Source organism: Microbacterium esteraromaticum, assembly GCF_014084045.1.
GTDB classification, from domain to species: domain Bacteria; phylum Actinomycetota; class Actinomycetes; order Actinomycetales; family Microbacteriaceae; genus Microbacterium; species Microbacterium esteraromaticum_D.
This window is the reverse complement of sequence record NZ_CP043732.1, coordinates 874,016-896,676: the sequence shown is the minus strand read 5'-3', so window position 1 is coordinate 896,676 and position 22,661 is coordinate 874,016. Positions and strand designations below refer to the sequence as shown.

Annotated in this window: 17 protein-coding genes; 12 read left to right on the top strand and 5 right to left on the bottom strand. The window is 69.0% G+C overall.

What is annotated here, in order from left to right; genetic code table 11:
• Positions 1 to 67 precede the first annotated feature (67 nt).
• Complete coding sequence (locus FVO59_RS04305; RefSeq protein ID WP_182255003.1) at positions 68 to 1,453, top strand: glycine--tRNA ligase; 1,386 nt, start codon at positions 68 to 70, stop codon at positions 1,451 to 1,453.
• 372 nt (positions 1,454 to 1,825) lie between these two features.
• Here the strand turns inward: FVO59_RS04305 and FVO59_RS04300 are convergent, their stop codons facing one another.
• On the bottom strand, positions 1,826 to 2,578 hold the full coding sequence (locus FVO59_RS04300; protein ID WP_182255001.1) for an IclR family transcriptional regulator: 753 nt from the start codon (positions 2,576 to 2,578) through the stop codon (positions 1,826 to 1,828).
• 92 nt (positions 2,579 to 2,670) lie between these two features.
• Between FVO59_RS04300 and FVO59_RS04295 the strand changes: the two genes are divergently transcribed.
• From FVO59_RS04295 to FVO59_RS04270, 6 genes are all read left to right on the top strand, one after another.
• Positions 2,671 to 3,852 (top strand): aminotransferase class V-fold PLP-dependent enzyme, encoded by a 1,182-nt coding sequence (locus FVO59_RS04295; RefSeq protein WP_182254999.1) that lies wholly within the window; start codon positions 2,671 to 2,673, stop codon positions 3,850 to 3,852.
• Positions 3,849 to 4,592, top strand: a complete 744-nt coding sequence (pepE, locus tag FVO59_RS04290) for a dipeptidase PepE (protein WP_220465697.1) — start codon at positions 3,849 to 3,851, stop codon at positions 4,590 to 4,592. The genes FVO59_RS04295 and pepE overlap by 4 nt, the downstream gene beginning before the upstream one ends.
• On the top strand, positions 4,592 to 5,536 hold the full coding sequence (locus FVO59_RS04285) for a DUF1177 family protein (RefSeq protein WP_182254997.1): 945 nt from the start codon (positions 4,592 to 4,594) through the stop codon (positions 5,534 to 5,536). The genes pepE and FVO59_RS04285 overlap by 1 nt, the downstream gene beginning before the upstream one ends.
• Before the next feature lie 66 nt (positions 5,537 to 5,602).
• Positions 5,603 to 7,237: an OPT/YSL family transporter gene (locus FVO59_RS04280; protein ID WP_182254995.1), complete on the top strand. Its 1,635-nt coding sequence runs from the start codon at positions 5,603 to 5,605 to the stop codon at positions 7,235 to 7,237.
• Positions 7,238 to 7,629: 392 nt separating this feature from the next.
• Entirely contained in the window at positions 7,630 to 8,268 is a 639-nt protein-coding gene (locus FVO59_RS04275; protein ID WP_182254993.1) for a hypothetical protein, read from the top strand.
• A 567-nt stretch (positions 8,269 to 8,835) separates the two neighbouring features.
• A complete protein-coding gene (locus FVO59_RS04270; RefSeq protein ID WP_182254991.1) occupies positions 8,836 to 9,477 on the top strand; it encodes a hypothetical protein in 642 nt (213 codons plus the stop codon).
• Between the two features lie 125 nt (positions 9,478 to 9,602).
• On the opposite strand, the gene FVO59_RS04265 is transcribed toward FVO59_RS04270, so the two are convergent.
• On the bottom strand, positions 9,603 to 12,578 hold the full coding sequence (locus FVO59_RS04265; RefSeq protein WP_182254989.1) for an alpha-mannosidase: 2,976 nt from the start codon (positions 12,576 to 12,578) through the stop codon (positions 9,603 to 9,605).
• A 90-nt stretch (positions 12,579 to 12,668) separates the two neighbouring features.
• Here FVO59_RS04265 and FVO59_RS04260 point away from each other — a divergent pair, with 90 nt between their 5' ends.
• Positions 12,669 to 13,691 (top strand): LacI family DNA-binding transcriptional regulator, encoded by a 1,023-nt coding sequence (locus tag FVO59_RS04260; RefSeq protein WP_182254987.1) that lies wholly within the window; start codon positions 12,669 to 12,671, stop codon positions 13,689 to 13,691.
• A 56-nt stretch (positions 13,692 to 13,747) separates the two neighbouring features.
• On the opposite strand, the gene FVO59_RS04255 is transcribed toward FVO59_RS04260, so the two are convergent.
• From FVO59_RS04255 to FVO59_RS04245, 3 genes are read right to left on the bottom strand one after another with little or no spacing between them, the layout of a single operon-like run.
• Positions 13,748 to 15,070 (bottom strand): sulfatase-like hydrolase/transferase, encoded by a 1,323-nt coding sequence (locus FVO59_RS04255; RefSeq protein WP_182254985.1) that lies wholly within the window; start codon positions 15,068 to 15,070, stop codon positions 13,748 to 13,750.
• The gene (locus FVO59_RS04250) at positions 15,067 to 16,407 is read right to left on the bottom strand and encodes a glycoside hydrolase 5 family protein (protein WP_182254983.1); all 1,341 of its coding nucleotides are present in this window, start codon (positions 16,405 to 16,407) and stop codon (positions 15,067 to 15,069) included. The genes FVO59_RS04255 and FVO59_RS04250 overlap by 4 nt, the downstream gene beginning before the upstream one ends.
• The gene (locus tag FVO59_RS04245) at positions 16,404 to 17,831 is read right to left on the bottom strand and encodes a sulfatase family protein (RefSeq protein ID WP_182254980.1); all 1,428 of its coding nucleotides are present in this window, start codon (positions 17,829 to 17,831) and stop codon (positions 16,404 to 16,406) included. Before FVO59_RS04245 ends, FVO59_RS04250 begins: the two co-directional genes overlap by 4 nt.
• Before the next feature lie 129 nt (positions 17,832 to 17,960).
• Between FVO59_RS04245 and FVO59_RS04240 the strand changes: the two genes are divergently transcribed.
• The 4 genes from FVO59_RS04240 to FVO59_RS04225 are packed head-to-tail and all read left to right on the top strand — an operon-like array spanning position 17,961 to position 22,646.
• The gene (locus FVO59_RS04240; protein WP_182254978.1) at positions 17,961 to 19,256 is read left to right on the top strand and encodes an ABC transporter substrate-binding protein; all 1,296 of its coding nucleotides are present in this window, start codon (positions 17,961 to 17,963) and stop codon (positions 19,254 to 19,256) included.
• Between the two features lie 26 nt (positions 19,257 to 19,282).
• Entirely contained in the window at positions 19,283 to 20,230 is a 948-nt protein-coding gene (locus FVO59_RS04235; protein WP_182254976.1) for a carbohydrate ABC transporter permease, read from the top strand.
• Entirely contained in the window at positions 20,227 to 21,141 is a 915-nt protein-coding gene (locus tag FVO59_RS04230; RefSeq protein WP_182254974.1) for a carbohydrate ABC transporter permease, read from the top strand. The genes FVO59_RS04235 and FVO59_RS04230 overlap by 4 nt, the downstream gene beginning before the upstream one ends.
• Complete coding sequence (locus FVO59_RS04225; RefSeq protein WP_182254972.1) at positions 21,138 to 22,646, top strand: family 20 glycosylhydrolase; 1,509 nt, start codon at positions 21,138 to 21,140, stop codon at positions 22,644 to 22,646. Before FVO59_RS04230 ends, FVO59_RS04225 begins: the two co-directional genes overlap by 4 nt.
• Positions 22,647 to 22,661 lie beyond the last annotated feature (15 nt).

Genomic DNA, 22,661 nt, shown 5'->3' with positions numbered 1-22,661 from the left:
GCGGGTAGGATTGGGATGCCCGTGTTCACGGGCTTCTCACCCGCAGCATCCGACCATTGGAGCCACCGTGGCCGAACAGTCCCGTCTTGACAAGGTCATCGCCCTCGCCCGCCACCGCGGGTTCGTGTTCCAAGCGGGTGAGATCTACGGCGGTTCGCGTTCTGCGTGGGACTACGGCCCCCTCGGCACCGAGCTGAAGGAGAACATCCGCAGGCAGTGGTGGCAGACCTTCGTGCGCGGCCGCGGCGACATGGTGGGCCTCGACTCGTCGATCATCCTCCCGAAGCGGGTGTGGGAGGCATCCGGTCACGTCGCGACCTTCAGCGACCCGCTGGTCGAGTGCCTGCAGTGCCACAAGCGTCACCGTGAGGACCACCTCGTCGAGGCGTTCGTGGCCAAGAAGGGCCGCCAGCCCGAGAACGGCCTGGCCGACATCGTCTGCCCCGACTGCGGCACCCGCGGCAGGTGGACCGAGCCGAAGTCGTTCTCCGGTCTCGTGAAGACCTACCTCGGCGTCGTCGACGACGAGTCGGGCCTGCACTACATGCGACCCGAGACCGCGCAGGGCATCTTCGTGAACTTCTCGAACGTGCTCACCGCGTCGCGCAAGAAGCCGCCGTTCGGCATCGGCCAGGTCGGCAAGGCGTTCCGCAACGAGATCACTCCCGGCAACTTCATCTTCCGCACCCGCGAGTTCGAGCAGATGGAGATCGAGTACTTCGTGCCGCCGGCCGAGGCGAAGGAGTGGTTCGACCACTGGGTCGAGGCGTGCTGGGACTGGTTCATCGACCTCGGCATCGACCCCGACAACATCCGCCGCTTCGATGTGCCGGAAGAAGACCGCGCGCACTACTCCGCGGGCACCATCGACGTCGAGTACCGCTTCGGCTTCCAGGGGTCGGAGTGGGGCGAGCTGATGGGTGTCGCGAACCGCACCGACTACGACCTGTCGAGCCACAGCGAGGCGTCCGGCCAGTCGCTGACGTACTTCGACCAGGCATCGGGCGAGCGCTACACGCCCTACGTGATCGAGCCCTCGTTCGGCCTCACCCGCGCCATGATGGCCTTCCTCGTCGACGCGTATGAGGAGGAGGAGGTGCCGAACGCCAAGGGCGGCACCGACACCCGCACCGTGCTCAAGCTCGACCCGCGCCTCGCGCCCGTCAAGGTCGCGGTGCTGCCGCTCTCGCGCAACGAGCGCCTCTCGCCGCTCGCGCGCGAGGTGGCCGACACTCTGCGCGGCAAGTGGACCATCGACTTCGACGACGCCGGAGCCATCGGCCGCCGCTACCGTCGCCAGGACGAGGTGGGCACCCCGTTCTGCGTGACCGTCGACTTCGACTCGCTCGACGACGACGCGGTGACCGTGCGCGACCGCGACACCATGGGTCAGGAGCGCGTTGCGCTCGAGAACCTCGAGGCCTACCTGGCCGAGCGTCTGCGCGGCGCCTGACGCCTGCTCGCCGAGCCCCGATCCACGCAGGTGGATCGGGGCCTCGTCGTGTGTGGTGCCTGTCGGACTTGCCGGACCGGATGATCGTGGCGCGGCGTGTCGGCGTCCGCCACGCCGCCGGCGGGTCGGATCGTCTGAGGTTCCCGGCGTGCGGGGGCGTCTGTCGGGTTTGCCGGACCGGATGCCTGTGGCGCGGCGTGTCGGCATCCGCCGCGCCGTCGGCGGGTCGGATCCTCTGAGGTTCCCGGCGTGCGGGGTGCCTGTCGGGTTTGCCGGATCGGATGCTCGTGGCGCGGCGTGTCGGCATCCGCCACGCCGTCGGCAGGCCGAACGGTCTGAGGTTCCCGGCGTGCGGGCAGAGCGCCAGGAACGTCAGCCGTCGCGCGTGAGCAGTCGTCCGAGCGCCGTGGTCGCGGTGAGCAGCGCCTCGACGAGGTGGTCGTCGACCTCGAAGGGGGATCGGGACGATAGGGCGATCGCCCCCAGGGGCTCCTTACCCATCCACACGGGCGCGGCCAGGGCGGCGACGTTCGTGTCGTACTCGCCCTGCGAATAGCACCACCCGCGAGCCCGGATGTCGAGGAACTCCTCCTCCAGCTGTCGGGGGTCGGTCTTCGTCTCGGCGGTGAATCGCGCCATCGGGCGATCGCCGATGAAGCGGGCGCGGAGCGCGTGCGGCAGCTGCGCGTAGTATGCCTTCGAGATGGCGCCGGCGTGCGCGGGGAACAGCTCGCTGGCCATCGGGTAGCCGCGCAGGGGACCCTCGGCGCCGTCTATCGATGCGACGACGCGCATGTGCGCATGATCCGGCACGGCGAAGGTCGCGTTGAGCCCCGTGGCCTCGGCGAGCGACTCCAGCATGGGGGTGGCCATGCTGCCGAGCGACGCGGTGCTGCGCCAGGCGCGCGAGAGGTGCAGCACCGCTGGACCCAGCCGGTAGGTGCGCGTCTCGTCGTCGCGCCGCAGGAAGTGCTGCTCGGTGAGTGTCGCGAGCGTGCGCTGCGCCGTCGAGGTGGAGCATCCGAGCAGGTCGGCGAGTTCGGTGACGCCCATCGAATGTCGCTCCCCGGTGAACAGGCGCAGGGTCTCGAGGGCTCTCGTCACACTGCTGAGCTGATCGGCCATGCATCCATCATCCCGCATAGCGGGAAATGTCTTGCCGGTGGTTGCGCGTCGGACGAATGTTGCTTCAGACCACCCCGATGGAGAGGAACGAGATGGCACTGACAGAGCAGACGGATGCCGCGAGCCGGCCGTACGTCTACTTCGACTCCGCGGCCGCCGCACCACCCGTGCCCGAGGCCGTCGACGCCGCCGTCTCGTACCTGCAGCGCACCGCAGCCGAGGGCCCCTACGTCCCGAGCTTCCGGCGCGAGGTGTACGAGCGCATCGAAGAGGTGCGCGCCGCGGTGGCCGGATTCCTGCAGGCAGCGCCCGAGGAGATCGCCTTCACCCGCAACGGCACCGAGGCGATCAGCCTCGTCGCCCGCGGCATCCGCTGGCAGCGCGGCGACGAGGTGATCGTGCCCGACACCGAGATGCTGAGCAACATCGCCATCTGGCGGATGCTCGAAGCCGAGGTCGGCATCCGCGTGGTGCCGTTCGCGGCCGACGCCGACGGGATGCTCGACCCGCAGCGCCTCGCCGCGGCGATCACCCCCCGCACGCGCCTGATCACCTTCGTGGCCCTCTCGAACGTCACAGGAGCCGTGCAGCCGGTGGCCGAGATCTGCCGCCTCGCCGCCGACGCCGGAGTGCTCACGCATGTCAACGCGGCGCAGGCGATCGGGATGCTGCCCCTGGGCTTCTCGTCATGGCAGGCCGACTTCATCTCCGCCTGCACGCGCAAGGGGCTGCGGGGCATCGAGGGCTCGGGCGTGCTCGCCGTCCGGCGTCAGCACGTCGAAGCGATGACGCCCGCTCTGGCCGGCTGGTGGAACGCCGGCCTCGAGGGCGGTGGCGTGACCCTGCCCGACACCGCCAAGCGCTTCGAGGCCGGATCCCCCAATGTCCCCGCGATCCTCGCCCTCGGGGCCGCGATCGAGGTCGCCGAGCGGATCGGCATCGACAGCATCCACCAGCAGGTCCGCGAACTGACGGCTGCTGCGGTCAACGGCATCCGGAGCATCCCCGGCGCAGCGGTGTACGGTCCCTCCGACGACGACCGCCTCGGCATCATCCCGTTCAACGTCGCCGGTGTCGATCCGCGCGCTCTCACCGATCACCTCGAGAGCCGCGGCATCATCATCGAGGCGGGTCACTTCATGGCCACGCCGATTCTGAACGCGTACGGCATCTCCGCCATGGCGCGGGCCTCGGTGCACTACTTCAACTCCTTCGACGAGATCGACCGCCTCGTCGCCGAGATCACGGCCTTCGCCGGAAAGGAAGAATCATGACTCGCGCACTTCTCATGAGCAGCTCGCGCAAGGACAGCCTCGGCTACCTCGAGCACGCAGGCGACCAGCTGGCGCTGGTGCTCGGCGAGCACGACGGTCGCCCGAAGCCGACCCGTGCCCTGCTTATCCCGTACGCAGCCGTCTCGACCACCTTCGAGGCGTACGAAGAACTGGCGAAGCCGGCATTCGCCGCCCACGGCGTCGAGCTCACCTCGATCCACCGCTTCGACGACCCGGTGCAGGCCGTCCGCGACGCGGAGGTCATCGCCATCGCCGGCGGCAACACGTTCGCTCTGCTCACCCGCCTGTACCAGGCCGGCCTGATCGACGAGATCCGCGAGCGAGTCACCTCCGGGGCGGCCGCCTACGTCGGCTGGAGCGCGGGCACGAACGTCGCCACGCCGTCGATCCGCACCACGAACGACATGCCGATCGTCGAGCCGCCCTCCTTCACCGCCCTCGGTCTGGTGCCCTTCCAGATGAACCCGCACTTCATCCCGGGCAAGCCCGTCGGCCACAACGGCGAGAGCCGTGAGGAGCGTCTCGCCGAGTTCACCGCCATCAACCCCGACGAAGAGGTGCTGGCCCTGTACGAGGGCTGCGCGCTCTGGGTCACGGGCGACAGCGCGCGCATCGTCGGCGGGCGGGAAGCACTCGTCTTCGGGAACGCCGCCGAGGTGCGCACGATCGCCGACGGCGAGAGCTTCGCCCTCGCCGAGATCCGCGGGGCGGTGCGCTGATGGGCGCACGCGAGATCGCCGAGGTCACCGAGCTGATGGACGACCCTCGCCTGAACGGCGAGCGGATCGCGACGCTGCTGGGCAGTGCGGCCGCCCCTGGCGCCGAGATCACGGTCACCTCGGTGCCCTACGAGGCACCCGAGGACACGAGACAGACCTGCGACTTCGTGCGCGTGGTGCTGCCGGGCAGCAAGGGGGCGCTCGCCGGCGGCGACGCTCCGACGCTGGGCATCATCGGCAGGCTCGGAGCGCAGCAGGCGCAGCCGGCTCGGATCGGATACGTGTCGGATGCCGACGGCTCCACCGTCGCGATCGCCGCAGCTCTCCGGCTGCTTCGTCTCGCCGCGGCGGGTGCGCAGCTTCCGGGCGATGTGATCGTCACCACCCACATCGCCACCCATGTGAGCATCACGCCGCGCGAGCCCGCCGACTTCATGGGCATGCCCGTCTCGTCGGCGACGATGAACGAGCACGAGGTCGATGACGCGATGGACGCGATCCTCTCGATCGACGCCTCGAAGGGCAACCGACTCATCAACCACCCCGGTGTCGCTATCTCGCCCACGGCGAAGGAGGGCTACCTGCTGCCCGTCGCACCGGGCCTGCTCACGGTGCTCGAGTACGCCACCGGTGCACCGGCGCGCACGTTCCCGCTCGCGCTGCAGGACATCACGCCGTACGACAACGGCTACCGCCACTTCAACTCGATCATGCAGCCGACCGTCGCCACAAGCGCTCCGGTCGTCGGCGTCGCCCTGACGGCGGCCGCCGTGGTGCCAGGATCCTCGACGGGGGCCAGCTACGAGCCGGCCCTTCTCGAGGCCACTCGCTTCGTCGTCGAGACGGCGAAGCAGTTCACGCAGAGCCGCGTCGTCTTCCACGACGCGGACGAGTACGACCGCCTCGTCGACCAGTACGGCGACCTCACCCGATTCCAGCGCTGACCCGCCCGACGATGGGCACCCGCAGGCGATGACGCCCGCGTCCGACAGCCTTCAGAAAGTCCGCACATGACCACCACACCCTCCAGCGAGCAGGCGCCCCCGAAGGCCCACCCGCGCGCATTCGAACCCCTGACCCTGGTCGTCACGATCGTGCTGAGCGTGCTCGGCGCGGTGATCGGCGTCCACCTGATCACCACACTCGGCATCTCGGCGAACACGAGCGTCATCGGCGCCGTGATCGCGATGCTGCTCGGACGGATCGCCTTCTTCGGCTTCTCGAAGTTCCGCAGCAGGCACCGCCAGAACCTGATCCAGTCGGCGATCTCCGCAGCGACCTTCGCGGCGGCCAACGGCATCCTCGCGCCCATCGCCATCCCGTGGGCGCTCGGCAGGCCAGAGCTCGTCTGGCCGATGCTGCTCGGCGCCTCGCTCGGCGTGCTGATCGACGTGTTCGTGCTGTTCCGCGCGTTCGGCTCGCGGTTCATGCCCGCCTCCGCTGCGTGGCCTCCCGGAGTCGCCGCCGCCGAGACCATCAACGCGGGCTCAGAGGGCGGACGCCGCGCTCTGATCCTCGTGGGCGGAGGCGTGGTCGGCGTCATCGGCTCGCTGTTCGCGCTGCCGATGTCGGCGGCGGGTGTGGCCCTGATCGGCAACATCTGGGCTCTGCTCATGTTCGCGGTCGGTCTGCTGATCTCGCAGTACGCCCCTGTGTTCCTCGGCGTCAACCTGGGCCAGCTGTACATCCCGCACGGTGTCATGATCGGCGCGGGTGTCGTCGCACTGCTGCAGGTGATCTGGATCATCGCGGGTGCCCGCACCAAGCGTGCGCGGGAGGAGGAGGAGCGTCACACCGAGGCGATCAAGCTCGACGAGACCCTCGATTACACGATCTCCGGGCGCCGACTCGGACGTGCGCTCGGCACCGGCTATGCGGCCTTCGTCGCCGGCGCGCTGCTGATCGCGCTGATCGGCGGCGCGGCATCCGATCTGACCATCCCTGCGCTCATCGGCTTCGTCCTGTTCGCCGGCTTCGCCGCCATCGTGCATGAGCTGATCGTCGGACTCGCCGCGATGCACGCCGGATGGTTCCCCGCGTTCGCGGTGACCCTCATCTTCCTGATCCTCGGCCTGTTCCTGGGGATGCCCGAGGTGCCCCTGCTGATCCTGGTGGCATACTGCTCGGCTACGGGACCCGCGTTCGCCGACATGGGCTACGACTACAAGGCCGGCTGGCTCCTTCGCCGCGAGGCCCGCCCGTGGAAGGCGTACGAGCTCGAAGGCCGTCGCGAGCAGCTGAAGGCATCGCTCGTAGCCATCGTGATCGCGATCGGCATCGTCGCGGTCTCGTGGCAGGGTCTCTTCGCGGACGGCAAGATCCCCCCGTCGTCGCAGGTCTTCGCCGACACGATCGCGGTCGGCATCTCCGACCCGCAGGTCGCGCTCACCATGGCACTGTGGGCCATCCCCGGGGCGCTCGTGCAGCTTCTCGGCGGCTCCAAGCGGCAGATGGGCGTGCTGCTGGCGACGGGTCTGCTGGTCGCGACCGCCAACGCCGGATGGCTCGTGCTCGTCGCGCTGCTCGCACGGGTGATCTGGGTCAAGCGCCGTGGCGAGAAGGGCGAGCAGGAGATCGCGCTGGTCGGTGCGGGCGTGATCGCCGCCGATTCGCTGATGAGCGTCGGCAAGGTCATCAAGTTCTGACCCTGTCGGTCTGACGGAGCCCCGGTTCACACCCTGTGGATCGGGGCTCCGTCGCATGCAGGCTCCTGGCCGGACGGGTTCCGGGTTCGGGGGCCGGGTGACCGACGGGAATCCGGTCGGTCCGGTTCGGGCTCGGTTCCCGGTGGGCCGGTCGGGTGACCGACGGGAATCCGGTCGGAAGGACCAGACCGGATGCCCGTGGCGCGGCGTGTCGGCATCCGCCACGCCGCGTGGCGACCGAACCGCCTGAGATCCCCGACGCGGGATCCGGAGGTGTTCAGGCCCCCGTCCACCCGGAGCCGTTCCTCGGCGTTCTGGGCTCGGCATGTGCGCGACCCGCCGTTGTGGATAACTCGAAAGCCCTGCAGGCCTGAACGCGTAGCGTGCCGGGCATGCAACAGCAGACGGATGCTCCGATCGCGCGCCCTCGATGGATGACCCTGCTCGTCACCGGCATCCTGCTCGTGGCGGGCGGGCTGACACTGTGGGTGAGTCCCTCGCTGGCCGAAGGCGCGTGGCTCGGTGCGGCTATCGCGCTCGCTGTCGGCCGCACCGGCATCCCGATCGGGCTGTCCGTCGCCGGACGGATCGCGCTGGTCGCGGTGCCGATCGTGATGATCGGCACCGGGATGCGGCTGGAGCAGGACGCGCTCGAGCCGTTCGACGCGGTCATCCTCCTGAACGACGTGCCCGTGGCGCCCGAGGTCATGCACCTCCTCGTGATCGCGGGCGGCGGCGCGGTTCTCGCGGCTGCGGCCGGCGTGGTCGCGTCGGTGCTCATCGTCCGCTCGAACGTCTTCTCCAACGGCTGGGGGTGGCTGGCGCTGCCCGTCCTGGCCGGTGGCGCGATGTGCGCGATCGCCCGCGACCTCATCGTCGCGACATTCGCCGTGTCGATCGGATACGCCGAACTCGACACGTGGCTGATGCTCGCCCAGTTCATCGGCAGCGTGGTCGTCGGTGGTGTCCTGATCTTCGTCGCGGTGGTCGCCAGATCCCGGATGCCCGTGCCGGAACAGCCCGTGGGCTGATCGAGCGGTCGGCGATCTCAGACCGGATGCCCGTGGCGCGGCGTGTCGGCGCCCGGCGCGCCGACCGTGGGTCGGATGGTCCGAGACTTCCGACGTCCGCACCCGCTGAGCACGCGCACGGGCCCCTCCGGATGCCCGTGCCGGAACTGCTCGTGCGCTGATCGAGCGGTCGGCGATCTCAGACCGGATGCCCGTGGCGCGGCGTGTCGGCATCCGGCGCGCCGACCGTGGGTCGGATGGTCCGAGACTTCCGACGTCCGCACCCGCTGAGCACGCGCACGGGCCCCTCCGGATGAACCGGCCCGTGGCGATCAGCGTGCGATCAGAAGTCTTCGCCTTCGGCCTGCGACGGGTGACGGTCGAACCAGTAGGGGCGACCGATGTGCAGCAGGGCGTCGGTGTCGATGAGGTCGTTCTCGCGGTCCATGTGCGGCTCCTTCGCGCGGAATGTCTGGGGCTGAATCCAGCATCCGGCATGCTTGAGCCCTTTTGCGGGGGAATCCAGGCGAAAGAATCGCCAGAGTTTCGCGTTGCTTAAAGGCTGGCGGGCGTCGCTATGGTGAGCGCATGAACGATGTCGATGAAGACGTCCTCGCCGGTCGCCGCCGCACCTGGATGGTCGGGGGTCTGCTGCTGCTCACCACAGGACTTGCGTGGACCCTGTCCGAGCTGGGCATCGCACCACTCGGGCTGCTCGGTCTCGTGACCGAACCGCTGGCCTTCATCGTGTTCGCGATCGGTCTCGGGCGAGAGGGCAGCGTGACCGCGCGCCACCCGGTGGGCACGATCGCACTGGCGGGACTCGGCGTGCTCGTCGTCGCGCAGCCGCTGGTGCGGATGATGCTGAACGGCATGCCCATGGGCGAGGGGCCGCAAGCCTCTGAGCAGTACGCCGTGATGCACCAGAACGTCGGCATCGCACTCGATGTCACCGCACTGGTGCTGGCCGTCGTCGCGGCCGTCGCCATCGTGATGGCGGGCGTCGTGCCGTCGCCCTGGCGCTGGCTGCCGGTGGTCGCGCTGATCGTGGCGCTGATCGCGCGGGCTCTGCCCCTCCTTCGCCACGGTCCCTTGACGATGGATGCTCTGCTGACCGTGCTCAGGACCGCGAACCTGCTGAATCCGCTGATGCTGCTGATCCTGGGCGCTGCGGCCGTGGTGCTCGCCGCTCGTTCACTCAGCCGCCTGCCCATCAGCACCGTCGCCTGAGCGCACCGGCATCGCCCCGTGACGGGCACGTTCGGGAGGAGAGATGCCGCTGGGGAGGAGGATCCTCGCAGATTCCTCCTCCCCAGTGCGCGAACGCCTCCCGAGAGCGAGAGACCGAGGGCCGATCAGACCCGCGCGATGCGCAGGGTGCGCACCTCGAACGGCTTCAGCGCGAGCTCGCCTGTGCGGGCGTCTTCGAGCTCGTCCTCGATCAGCGAGACCTCGCGGATTCCGGCGTGATCGAAGGCCGCAGACACAGACCCGGTCGCACGGCGACCGAGCGACTCGTAGACCCGCACGATCACGTCGCCGGAGCGGTCGTCGGCGAGCTTCACGGCTGACGTCACGATCCCCGTGCCCGATACCGAGACCAGCGGCTGCACCTCCTCGCCGCCGCGCACGACCGCAGTCGGCGCGTTGAGGCGGATGCCCTCGGCCGTGGCGATCCCGGCATCCGCCCCGATCACCAGGCCGACCCGGATCTCGTGGCGACCGTGGTCGGTGTCGGGGTCGGGGAAGCGCGGAGCGCGCAGCAGCGACAGGCGCACGGTGGTGGTGACGTCGTCGCCGTCCACGTCGCGGGAGGTGTCGTAGCCGTAGATCGAGTCGTTCACCAGGGCTGCGCCGAAGCCGTCGTCCTCCTGGGCGAGCACGAAGCGGTGCATCGAGGTCTCGTACTTCGCGGCCTCCCAGCTGGTGTTCACGTGGGTCACGCGGCGCTGGAAGCCGAACTGCGTCTCGGCCAGCGTCTCGCGAGCGAAGATGTCGAGCGGGAATGCCAGCTTGAGCAGCTTCTCGGTCTCGTGCCAGTCGATGTCGTTGTGCAGCAGCACGGTGCGCGATCCGGGGCGCAGCGTGATCGTCTGGGTCAGGCGGGAGGATGAGAACTCCCGCGACACCGTCACGACGGCGGCGCCGTCGACGACGGACGCCTCGATCGACGAGATCGCGGTGAGGTCGTCGACGCGGTTCCTGTAGTAGCGGTCGATGTCCCACGCGTCCCACATGTTCGGGAAGTCCTGGTGCAGCTGGAACAGGTTGGCGGGCCTGCCCGCCGGGATCGTCTCGCGGCCGGTCGCCTCGTCGATCGCCGAGACGATCAGACCTTCGGACGAGATGGTGACAGTGATGAGCTCGTTGGAGAGCACATAGCCGCCGTCCTGCGGCGTGAGCACGGTGTCGGCGTGCGCCGGCTGTGCATCCGCACGGGAGGCGCCTCCGGTCATGCGGTCGAACACGAGCTCGCGGTCGCCCTCGCCGGCGAGCGCATCGCGTGCTGCGGACGACAGCTCTGCAGCATCCGCCAGCACTCCGGAGAGCACCTCGACGGCCTCGCGATGCACCCACGCGATCGACGTGCCGGGCAGGATGTCGTGGAACTCGTGCAGCAGCACGAGCTGCCACAGCCGGTCGAGCTCGTCGTAGGGGTACTCGGACCCGAGCTTCACGGCGGCGGTCGCCGCCCACAGCTCGGCCTCGATGAGCGCCTGCTCGGCCCAGCGGTGCAGGGCCTTCGTCGCGTGCTGGCTGGTGAGCGTGCCGCGGTGCAGCTCGAGGTAGAGCTCGCCGACCCAGACGGCGGGGTCGGTCAGCTCGGCCTTGGCCTCGTCGAAGAAGGCATCCGGATGCTTCCACTCGACCTGCGCGGCTCCCTCGAGCGACGCCATGCGCTGCGCCTTGCCCGTCATCTCGCGGGTGGTCCCGCCGCCGCCGTCGCCCCAGCCGACGGGGGCGATCGACATGGTCGCGACGCGGTTCTCCTTGAACTGGCGCGAGGCCTTCGCGACCTCCATGCCGCTCAGCTGCGAGTTGTAGGTGTCCATCGGCGGGAAGTGTGTGAACATGCGCGAGCCGTCGATCCCCTCCCACAGGAAGCTGTGGTGCGGGAAGACGTTGCGCTGGTTCCACGAGATCTTCTGCGTGAAGAACCACTCGAACCCGGCCCTGCGCATCAGCTGCGGCAGCGCGGGGGAGTAGCCGAAGCTGTCGGGCAGCCAGACGCCCTTCGAGCGGATGCCGAACTCGCGCTCGAAGAAGCGCTGGCCGTGCGAGAACTGGCGCACCAGCGACTCGCCTGTGGGCATGACGGTGTCGGACTCGACCCACATGCCGCCCAGCGGCAGGAACCGCCCGGAGGCGACGGCATCCTTCACCCGTGCGAACACCTCGGGACGGTGCTCCTTGATCCAGGCGTACTGCTGCGCGCTCGACATGCCGTACAGGAACTCGGGCTGCTCGTCGATGAGGGTGGTCATCGACGACGTGGTGCGGGCGACCTTGCGGATCGTCTCGCGCACCGGCCACAGCCAGGCCGAGTCGATGTGCGCGTGGCCGATCGCGGCGATGCGATGGGCGCTCGCATCGGCGGGCGAGGTCAGCACCTCCACCAGCTGGGCGCGGGCATCGGGGGCGGTCTCGACGATGCGCTGCAGGTCGAGGGCGTCGAGGGCGTTGTCGAGCGCCTGCAGGATGCGCATGCGGCGCGGGCTGGTCTCAGGCAGCTCGGCCTGCAGCTCGATGAGCACTTCGAGGTCGAGGGCGAGCTCGAAGACCGACTCCTCGAACACGGCGAGATCCATGTGGCGGACGCGGTACAGGGGCTCGGGGGAGGAGGTGCGGATGTCGCCCTCCTGCGTCGGAAGGAAGGGGTGGTAGTCGAGCAGCACGGGGTTGGATGCGCCTTCGAGATAGAACTCGACCGCGCCGCCCGGGGCGACATCGACAGGAAGCCACTGGTTGCGCGGGTTGATGCTCTTGATCGGCGTGCCGTCGGGACGGTAGGCGAGTGCCTCGCACTGGAACCCCGTCATGTTGATGTCGAAGCCGAGGTCGATGAGCGCCTCGATCCTGCGGCCGGTCCATTCGGCCGGGACCTGGCCGCGCACACGGAACCAGGTGGTGCCCCACGCCGGGCCCCACATGGTTCCGGCGGTGAAGGGCTCGAACTCGAGGGCGAGGCCCTCTGTGGGCGCGACCGGCTCGCCGGGCAGCTGATGAGCGGCGATCTCGAGGGGAACGCGGGCCGAATGGACGGCGGGGCGGACTCGTTCGAGCAGCACGCGGTTCACGCGTCCGACGGTGAGCGAGGTCTCTTCGTGCACGGGGCGCTCCTTCGCGGTGGGAGAATGAGGGCGATCGCCCCGGGAGTCAACGGGACGACCACAACTAAAACGATCTAGTACGGTGAGTCTATGCCACGGTCCAAGCGTGTCACCATCGCGGACATCGCTCGTCTTGCGGGAGTGTCTCCCGGAGCCGTGTCGTTCGCCCTGAACGGACGCCCCGGAGTCAGCGAGGAGACCCGCCAGCGCATCCTCGCGATCGCCGACCAGCACGACTGGCGACCGAGCTCAACGGCGCGGGCCCTGGTCGGCGCGCGCACGGGGGTGATCGGCTTCGCCGTGAACCGACCCGCCCGAACCCTCGGGACGGAGGCGTTCTTCACGCAGCTGATCGCCGGCGCGCAGTCGACGCTCGCCGCGCGCCGGATCGGGTTGCAGCTGGTGGTCGTTCCCAGTCTCGAGGAAGAGCTCGAGACGTACCGCCGGTGGGCGCGCTCGAATCAGGTCGACGGCGTGATCGTGCTCGATCCGCGGGTCGACGACCCGCGCCCCGCCCTGCTGCGGTCGCTGGGAATGCCGTCCATCACGATCGGCGGTCAGCCGTCGCCGGACGCCGAGCACGCCACCCTGTGGCTCGACGACGCCGCGGCGGCCGGCACCGTGTTCGGCTACCTGGCAGCCCTCGGGCACCGGCGCATCGTCTACGTCTCGGGGCCTGCGGCACACGAGCACGTGAGACTGCGCAGCGGAGTGCTCGACGGCATGGCCGGACGCGGGGTCGCAGGCGAGGTGATCGAGACCGACTACTCGCCGGCTCAGGTGGCCGCGACCATGCGCTCGCTGCTCAGCCGCCACGAGCGCCCCAGCGCCGTCGTGTTCGACAACGACATGATGGCCATCGCCGGTCTGCGCGTCACCCAGGAGATGGGCGTCGCCGTGCCGGAGGCGCTGTCGGTGGCGTCGTTCGACGACTCGATCGTGACAGACCTGGTTCGTCCGTCGATCACCTGCCTCACGCGAGACACCTTCGCACTCGGCGAGCACGCCGCGGAGTTCCTGCTGGAGCAGCTGGACGAGACCGAGACGCTGCCGGACCGGATGGGCCCCGCACCCACCCTCACCGTGCGCGAGAGCACGGCGACCGCACGCTGAGTCCCGGCGACCGCCCCCGAGCCCGTCTGCGTCGCGGTTCAGCCCGCGGTCGCGGTTCAGTCCGCGGTCGCGGGCACCCAGGGCGTCGGGTCCCAGCCGAAGCCCCGAGCCCACGCAGACAGCTCGGCCTGCAGGGAGGCCGCGACCTCGGGGTGCTCGGCCGAGATGTCGGTGGACTCGGCCGGGTCGGCCTCCAGGTCGACCAGGATGCTGCTGCCGAGCTCGAACGGACCGCCCAGGTGCTCGCGCGCCGAAGTGGTGAGCTTGAATCGTCCGCGTCGAGCCGCGAGCTGGGGGCCGTACTCCCAGAACAGGGTGCGATCGGCCGACGGCGCCATCGACCCGGCGTCGCGCAGGGCGTCGAGCACACTGCGCCCGTCGATCGCGCCGGGCGAGGGAACGCCCGCGGCGTCGAGCAGCGTGGGGAGCAGATCCATCATCGCGGCGGGTTCGCTCCACTCCGCGCCCTGCGGCAGAGTCGACGGCCACGAGATGATCGCCGGCACTCGGATGCCGCCCTCGAAGAGGGAGCCCTTGTTGCCGCGCAGTCCGCCGGTCGACCCGCCCTGGTAGTCGATCTCCTCGCCGTTCAGCCAGTTGCGGCTCTCGGTCGACGGGCCGTTGTCGGACGAGAAGAACACGATCGTGTCGTCGGCGATGCCCTGCCGCTCGAGAGTGTCGAGGATCCGGCCGATCCCGTCGTCCATCGCCGAGATCATCGCGGCCATGATGCGGCGGTCCTCGGGAAGCCCGGGGAATCTGTCGACGTACTCCCGCGGCGCGTGCATCGGGTAGTGCGGGGCGTTGAACGGCACGAAGCACAGGAACGGCTCGCCTGCGCTCTCGACGATGAAGCGCTCCGCCCGCTCCGCGATCACCTCCGTGAGGTAGCGGCCGTTGTCGTACACCTCGCGGTCGTCGTCCCACAGGTCGTGCACGGGGTTCACGCCCTGGCCCCAGTAGAAGATGTGCGAGTAGTAGTCGACGCATCCGGCGAGGAATCCGAAGTGATGCTCGAACCCGCGGTCGCGTGGGCGGAAGCCGTCACCCGCCCCCAGATGCCACTTGCCGAAGATGCCGGTGCGGTAGCCGGCGGCCTGCAGCCGGGAGGCGATGGTGGGCTGCTCGGGCAGGCCGGGAGTGCCCCGCTTGCCGCCGAGGATCTCCTGCACGCCGGCGTTCACCGGGTGCCGACCGGTGAGCAGCGCGGCGCGCGACGGCGAGCACACCGGAGAGTTGGAGTACCAGTCGGTCATCCGGATGCCTCGCGCCGCGAGCCGGTCGAGGTGCGGGGTGCGCACGTCGACGCTGCCGAAGCATCCGACGTCGCCGTAGCCGAGGTCGTCGGCGTAGATGATGACGATGTTCGGGCTGCTCATGCGTGCACCTCCGGTGTCGGAGCCGCGGCCTCGTCGACGACGGTGTTGTTCGAGGAGTACGAGCCGACTCCGACGGAGAGGTCGGGGCGGACGAGGTCCGAGATCCCCCTTGCCGCGAGCGCCGCGGCGTCCTCCGCGGTCGTCGAGGTGACGAACGCGGCATCCGCGCCTGCGTCGCAGGCGTCGACCCAGGCCTGGAAGATCGCGCCGCCGGGGCTCATCGCCGCCCGGCTCACGGGGACGTCGTCGCCGTCGACCTCGATCACGATCCCCAGCGTGCGCTCGGGCGCTGGACGTCGCTCGCGAAGTTCGGGGATGATCTCGGCGAAGCGCCTGCCGATCGGCTTGGCGGCGCCGCCGTTCTCGATCAGGCCGAGCGAGTACTCGAGCTCGGGGTAGTCGGCGAGCGAGCGGCTGACGTCGTGCGAGCACCACCAGGTGACACCCCACAGGTTCTCTGTGCGGGCGGCCGAGCGCACGGTCGCCTCGAGGAACCCGGGGGTCTGCTCCGGAGTGAGGCAGTTCGACGGGGCGCCGACCTCCTGCAGCCAGACCGGCCGTGCCGGGTCGGTCTGGAATGCGCGGGAGACCTCGATCATGTACTCGGCGTGGCGGTCGGATGCCGCCGAGCGCCCGCCGTAGCGCTGCGCCGTGCCGTTGAAGATCCACGAGTGCACGGTGGTCATCGCGCCCAGGCGGGCGGCGAGCGCGGGGGTGAAGCCGTGGCCGTCGAGGTACCAGGCGGCGTCGTACTCGCTGTGCACGTGGTCGAGGCCGGGGGCCGAGCGCTCTGCGGCGTCGAGCAGCGTGGTGATCCAGTTCGCCGCCTCAGCCTCGGTCACCGGCCAGGGAGAGGGATGCACCGAAGCCGAGAACTGGTTGGTCTCGTTGCCGAGCGTGAACCCGAGGAAGTTGCCTGCATCGCGCAGCGCCGCGCCGAGGCTCTCGACGAGGGCGACCTGCCCGCTGAGCGCGAGCGGATGGGTGAACATGTTCTTGTCGTGCCAGGTGAACAGCCACGACGGGATGAAGTCGAAGCTCGACAGATGGCCCTGGATGACGTCGACTCCGGCATCCATGCCGAACTCCGCGGCCACGTCGACGACCGCGCGGACGTCGGCGACGGCCTCCTCGCGGATCAGTGTGCGGTTGGGCTGCAGCACGGGCCAGAGTGGGAAGATGCGCACATGATCGAGGCCGAGCTCGGCGAGCCCCGCGAAGTCGCGGCGCACATCGTCGAGATCGAGCGACATCCAGGAGTGCATCCAGTTCTTCGCCGGGGTGTAGTTGGCGCCGAAGCGCAGGGGCGCGCCGGGGGTCAGCGGGGTGGTGGTCATCGCGTGCGTCCTTCGGGGGCGGTCTGGCGGGGATGTGCGGTGTCGCCGAGCTCGTGCTGCAGATCCCACAGACGCAGGGTCAGCTCGTCTCGGATGTCGGCGTAGGCCCGATCGAGGTGGACGCTCCGCAGCTCGTGAGGGTCGTTCTCGAGGTCGAACAGCTCCCACTCCGGCGGATAGCTCATGTTGCCGGTGTTCGGCAGGCCCATCCCGTCGGCGTAGTAGTAGATCAGCTTGTACCGGTCGGTGCGGATGCCGTAGTGCGCCCACACATGATGCATGTGGTCGTCGTGCTCGTAGAACCGGTAGTAGTGGGCATCGCGCACCGGCTCCGGGTCGGGAGAGGTGATCATCGGCACGAGGCTGGCACCCTGCATGCCAGGAGGGGCGTCGACGCCGGCGAACTCGAGGATGGTCTGCGCGATGTCGACGTTGGAGGTCAGCATCGCCGTCTGCTGGCCTGCGGGCACGCGCGCGGGATAGCTGAGCACGAGGGGCATCCGCAGCGACTCCTCGTACATGAAGCGCTTGTCGAACCAGCCGTGCTCGCCGAGGTAGAAGCCCTGGTCGGAGGCGTAGATGGTGACCGTGTCGTCGGCGTGTCCGCGATCGCGCACCGCGTCCGTCAGCGCGTGGACGCTCTCATCGACGGCGGCGACGCAGCGGAGATAGTCCTGCATGTAGCGCTGGTACTTCCAGCGTGCTCGCTCGTCGTAGCCGAGCTCTGCGGGCGGATCCTCCTTGAGGTCGACGTCGGTCAGATAGTCGGCGATGCGCATCGTGGCGTGATGCGCCGGCGTTCCTCGGCCGTCGTAGTCGTCGTAGAAGGTGGGCGGGAGGGGGATCGGATCGGTGAACAGGTTCGCGTGGCGAGGATGCGGCTCCCACGGGCGGTGAGGTGCCTTGTGCCAGACCAGCACGCAGTACGGCTCATCGCCCTGATCCGCCATCCACGCCAGGGCCCGCTCGGTGATGACGTCGGTGACGTACCCCTCGTGCCGCACCGGGCCGTCGGCGGTGTAGAACTCGGGATCGAAGTACTCGCCCTGATCGGGAAGCACCTCCCAGTGGTCGAAGCCGACCGGGTCGTGCCTGTCGCCGTGGCCGAGGTGCCACTTGCCGAACATCGCCGTGCGGTATCCCGCGGCCTTCAGCGAGGTGATGAAGGTCTCATGATCATTCGTCAGGTGCGTCGCAAGCGTGGTCACGGAGCTCGTGTGACTGTATGTGCCGGTGAGGATCGCGGCACGGCTCGGCGTGCAGAGCGCGTTCTCGACGAGCGCGCGGTCGAAGCGCACGCCGGCTGCGGCGATCGCGTCGATGCCGGGGGTGGCGTTGACCGCCGAGCCGTAGCACCCGATCGCGTTGGACGCGTGATCGTCGGTGAGCACGAAGACGAAGTTGGGGCGACGGCGTGTGCTCATCGTGGTCCTCTCGGAACTCTTTGGAGCCGGTGCGGCCCCTGTGCCATACTTACCGTACTATATCGTTTTAGTACGGGTGACCGACCCTCAGGGCTGTCCACCCACCGGCCATTTCGAAGGAGAAAGCCCATGAAGATCCGCACGATCCTCGCCACCGGCCTGGCGGCCTCGGTGGCGCTTGCGCTCACGGCGTGCACGGGTGGTGGCGCGCCCCAGGGCGGCGGCAGCGCCGACGGCGAGATCACCGGTGAGATCACGTTCCAGACCTGGTCGCTGAAGAACGACAAGTTCACGCCCTACTTCGAAGACGTCGTCGCGGCGTTCGAGAAGGAGCACGAGGGTGTGAAGGTCAACTGGATCGACCAGCCCGCCGAGGGCTACGAGGACAAGATCCTGCAGCAGGCCGAGTCCGGCGAGCTTCCCGACGTCGTCAACCTTCCCCCGGAGTTCGCGCACGAACTGGCTGGGGTCGGTCAGCTGATCGATGTGAAGAAGGAGTCCGACATCATCGACCAGTACGTCGAGGGCGGGCTCGAGGCGTACACGTTCGACGGCATCGAGGGCACCTACGCGTTCCCCTGGTACCTCGGCACCGAGCTGAACTACTGGAACATGGCGCTGCTCGAGAAGGGCGGCATCACCGAGGCCCCGAAGACCGTCGACGAGATGCTCGATGCGGCATCCGCGCTGGCGAAGGTCGGCGAGCGGACCATCTCGGGCGTGCCGGGACCGAAGACGCTGCAGGTGCTGCTGACCGACCAGGGTGCCGAGTACCCCTTCATCGTCGACGGCGAGTTCTCGTTCGACACCCCGGAGGCCGTCGCGCTGGTCGAGCGGTACGCCGAGCTCTACAAGGAGGGCGCCGTGAGCCCTGAAGCGCTTCAGAACGCCGGCGTGGCGAACGACAACATCGACAACTTCAACAAGGGCACCGTCGCCTGGACGACGGCAGGCCCGAACTACATCGACAAGAACCTCGCCGTCAACGCGCCCACCCTGCTGCCGAGCGTCACGGTCACGAGCGGATTCGGCAACCAGCCGCTGTTCGTGCAGGGCATCAGCGTGTCGGCGAACTCGAAGAACCCGGCCGCTGCGCTCGCGTTCGCTGAGTTCGTCACCGATGACGAGAACCAGATCGCGTTCATGAAGCTCGCTGCGGGCTTCTTCCCCGGCACGGTCAAGGCGAACGAGGACCCGTCGGCGTTCGCCGAGGCGGCCCAGAACGAGCAGCAGAAGGCGGCCACCGACTTCGCCGCACAGCAGATGGCCACCGCCCGCGTCCCCGGCGCCCCGGGCAGCGGGTACGTCGACTCGATGGAGGGCTACGCCAAGCAGCAGATCGCCCTGGCGATCACGGGCGAGATCTCGGCGAAGGAAGCGCTGCAGAAGGCGCAGGACTACGCCAACGAGAACGCCAGCGAGTGACCCGGTGAGACGGAGGGGGTGAGCAGATGAGAAGACAGCGCTGGTACACGCCGTACCTGCTCGTGCTGCCCGGCGTGGTCTGGGTCCTGGTGTTCGCACTGTGGCCGTTCCTGAACACGATCGTGCTGGCGTTCACCGATGCCCGCCCCCTCCGTCCCGTCGAGTTCGTGGGCCTGGAGAACTTCGTCAGGCTCGCCGGCGACGAGCGATTCGGCTACGCGCTGACGACGTCGCTCGTCTACGTCGCGGTCTGCGTGCCGCTGCTGACATTCCTGCCGCTGCTGCTGGCTCTGCTCGTGCATGCGAAGATCCCCGGCATCGGGTTCTTCCGCACGACGTTCTACTTCCCGGTCATCGCCTCGGCCGTGGTCGTCGCGATCGTATGGGAGTTCCTGTTCTCGAGCACCGGCACATTCAACTCGGCGCTCGCGTTCTTCGGCCTGGCCGACCGCCCGATCGAGTTCCTCTCCGATCGGTGGCTGCTCATCTTCTGCGCGATCGGCCTGACCGTCTGGAAGGGACTCGGCTACTACATGGTCGTGTACCTCGCGGCGCTGGGCAATGTCGGCCGGGAGCTGCACGAGGCAGCCGCGATGGACGGAGCAGGCGCCTGGCGCCGGTTCTGGTCTGTCACGGTCCCCGGGGTCCGCGGGCCGATGATGCTCGTGTCGGTGCTCATCTGCGTCGCGGCCATGCGCGTGTTCACCGAGCTCTACGTGCTCTCGGGCGGCTCGGGCGGGCCAGGCGGTCGCTCGATGAGCATGGTGATGCTGATCCAGGGCATGGGCAAGGGCCTCAACGGGCAGATCGGCTACGCATCGGCGATCTCGCTCGTGCTGTTCCTGCTCACGCTCGTCCCACTGCTGTTCGTCGGAATCGCCAACAACGGCGACATGCTCCGTGAGGCGCTGAACAACCGGCGCGCCCGGCGCGCCGCACGCGCCGCCGGACGCGCTGCGGAGGTGAAGGCATGAGCCTGATCGAGAAGCGCGCGAGCCGCTCGTCCGAGCGCCCCCGTCGCGATCGGCCGTACCGCACGGCCGGCTCGGCCGACATCATGAAGCCCTCGCTCGGGGGCCTGATCGCCAAGTACGCGCTGCTGATCGTCGTGCTCGGCATCATGGTCTTCCCGTTCCTGTGGCAGCTCTCGACCTCGTTCAAGGGCGGCTCCGAGAACATCTACGACTTCCCGCCGACGCTCATCCCGCAGGCGCCGACCGTCGAGCACTACGCCGAGGTGTTCCGCACCATCCCGGTGCTCGACTACGCGCGCAACTCGCTGATGGTCGGCGTCGGAACCGTGATCACGAACGTCATCTTCGCAACGCTCGGCGGCTACGCCCTCGGCTGCCTGAAGTTCCGCGGCAAGGGCATCGTGATGGCGATCTTCTTCTCGACGCTGCTGCTGCCCGGCGAGGTCACGCTCACGAGTCAGTACCTCACGGTGAAGTCGCTCGGCCTCGCGAACACGCTGTGGGGCGTGTTCCTCCCCGGTGCGATCGCGGCGATCAACGTGCTGCTCATGGCGGCCGCGTGCCGCATGATCCCGGGCGACACGCTCGACGCCGCGACCATCGACGGCGCCAACACGATGCAGCGCCTGCGGCACATCGTCTGGCCGAACATCCGCGGCATGGTCTCGGTGGTCGCCCTGTTCTCGTTCATCGGCGCCTGGGATGAGTTCCTGTGGCCGCTCGTCGTGCTCTCCGACCCGGCGAACTACACGCTGACAGTCGGCATGGACTACCTCAACTCGACGTTCGGGGCGAATCCCCGGGTGATCGCCGCGGGAACGATGATCGCGCTGGTGCCCATCATCATCCTGTTCGCGGTGCTGCAGAAGCAGTTCTTCAAGGGCGTCGAAGAGGGCAGCGTCAAGGGATGACCGCGGCGCCGCCGGAGTGGCTCGCCATCCCGCAGCCGAGCGCGTTCGCGCCTGCCGGCGGCAGCTGGCGGCCGGCAGCGGCGCATGTCGTCGCCGGAAGCCGCCGCTTCGACGTCGAGGCACGCCGACTGCAGCAGGAGCTGGCGTGCCTCGGCATCCCGGACGGCGACGAGAGCCGCATCGTGCTGAGCGAAGCCGATGTCGCGGCGCCCTCGCTGATCGGGGAGGCGTTCGCCATCCACGTCGCCGACGACATCGAGGTGCGCGCGGCGACCCCCGCCGGTGCGTTCCGCGCCACCCGCCAGCTGCTGCACAACCTGCGTGCCCAGGGCCTCGTGCCGACAGGGCGGGTCGAGAGCGCCCCCGCGGTCGCCGAGCGCGGAATCCACCTCGACGCCGCCCGCAAGCACTACTCGGCCGAGTGGATCATCCGGATGCTGCACGACGCGGCAGACGTCGGCATCAACGTCTTCCAGTGGCACTTCTCCGAGAACGAGGGGTTCCGGCTCGAATCGGTCGCCTTCCCCGAGGTGGTCTCGCCCGACCACATCACGCGCGCCGAGGCCGGGCTCATCCTCGAGACCGCGCGCGACCTGCACATCGACGTGGTGCCGTCGCTCGACATGCCCGGTCATCTGCGGCAGGTGCTCTCCGCCCATCCTGATCTTCGCCTGCCACCGGGGGAGGAGCCGGAGGATCCCGCTGCCGGCGGCATCGTGGGCACGGATCACGCCCTGGACATCACGCGCGACGAGGCGCTCGAGTTCGCGCGTCGGCTGGTCGACGACATGGCCGACGCGTTTCCGCACAGCACGAAATGGAACCTCGGCGGCGACGAGTTCGTCGCCTTCGAGCGGATCGGGGACTATCCGGCGCTGACCGAGGCCGCGCACGCGCGGTACGGCGCGGCGGGCACCGGGTTCGACCTGCTCACCGATTTCGTGAACGCGATCGCGACGCACCTGCGTGGCCGCGGCCTGCAGGCGCGCGCGTGGAACGACGGGATGCTTCGCAGTGAGGTCGCGACGCTGCACAGCGAGATCGTGCTCACCTGGTGGACCAATTGGCACGCGTCCATGCGGCCGGTGGCGGAGGCGGTGGCCGCCGGTCACCGCCTGGTGAACGTCAACGACTCGCTCTTCTACTACGTGCTCGGCGAGAACGCCGGCTACCGGTACCCGACGGCTGAGCGCATCTGGGACGAGGACTGGCATCCGGGCCTCTTCCCGAGGCTGTGGGGCGAGGAGGGCCAGTCCACGGTCCGTCAGGAGATCACGCGACCGTACCCGCCGACTCTGCTCGGCTGCTCGTTCGCGATCTGGTCGGACCGCCCGCAGGCGCAGACCGCAGAGGAGGTGGCCGCCGGCATCCGTTCGCCGCTGCGTGCGATGGCGGAGCGCGCCTGGAACGGCGGCTCGAGGCTCTCGCTCGCAGACTTCCAGGCGATGGATGCCCGGCTGCGCCCCTGGGGATGCGGCTCAGCCGTGCCCAATAGAATCTCCTGAAGCCGATTCGGAAGG

Excerpts from the sequence above, each read along its gene's own strand:
- FVO59_RS04300 (WP_182255001.1), bottom strand. The coding sequence starts at position 2,578 with ATGGCCGATCAGCTCAGCAGTGTGACGAGAGCCCTCGAGACCCTGCGC.
- FVO59_RS04295 (WP_182254999.1), top strand. The coding sequence starts at position 2,671 with ATGGCACTGACAGAGCAGACGGATGCCGCGAGCCGGCCGTACGTCTAC.
- pepE (WP_220465697.1), top strand. The coding sequence starts at position 3,849 with ATGACTCGCGCACTTCTCATGAGCAGCTCGCGCAAGGACAGCCTCGGC.
- FVO59_RS04285 (WP_182254997.1), top strand. The coding sequence starts at position 4,592 with ATGGGCGCACGCGAGATCGCCGAGGTCACCGAGCTGATGGACGACCCT.
- FVO59_RS04280 (WP_182254995.1), top strand. The coding sequence starts at position 5,603 with ATGACCACCACACCCTCCAGCGAGCAGGCGCCCCCGAAGGCCCACCCG.
- FVO59_RS04275 (WP_182254993.1), top strand. The coding sequence starts at position 7,630 with ATGCAACAGCAGACGGATGCTCCGATCGCGCGCCCTCGATGGATGACC.
- FVO59_RS04270 (WP_182254991.1), top strand. The coding sequence starts at position 8,836 with ATGAACGATGTCGATGAAGACGTCCTCGCCGGTCGCCGCCGCACCTGG.
- FVO59_RS04260 (WP_182254987.1), top strand. The coding sequence starts at position 12,669 with ATGCCACGGTCCAAGCGTGTCACCATCGCGGACATCGCTCGTCTTGCG.
- FVO59_RS04255 (WP_182254985.1), bottom strand. The coding sequence starts at position 15,070 with ATGAGCAGCCCGAACATCGTCATCATCTACGCCGACGACCTCGGCTAC.
- FVO59_RS04250 (WP_182254983.1), bottom strand. The coding sequence starts at position 16,407 with ATGACCACCACCCCGCTGACCCCCGGCGCGCCCCTGCGCTTCGGCGCC.
- FVO59_RS04245 (WP_182254980.1), bottom strand. The coding sequence starts at position 17,831 with ATGAGCACACGCCGTCGCCCCAACTTCGTCTTCGTGCTCACCGACGAT.
- FVO59_RS04240 (WP_182254978.1), top strand. The coding sequence starts at position 17,961 with ATGAAGATCCGCACGATCCTCGCCACCGGCCTGGCGGCCTCGGTGGCG.
- FVO59_RS04235 (WP_182254976.1), top strand. The coding sequence starts at position 19,283 with ATGAGAAGACAGCGCTGGTACACGCCGTACCTGCTCGTGCTGCCCGGC.
- FVO59_RS04230 (WP_182254974.1), top strand. The coding sequence starts at position 20,227 with ATGAGCCTGATCGAGAAGCGCGCGAGCCGCTCGTCCGAGCGCCCCCGT.
- FVO59_RS04225 (WP_182254972.1), top strand. The coding sequence starts at position 21,138 with ATGACCGCGGCGCCGCCGGAGTGGCTCGCCATCCCGCAGCCGAGCGCG.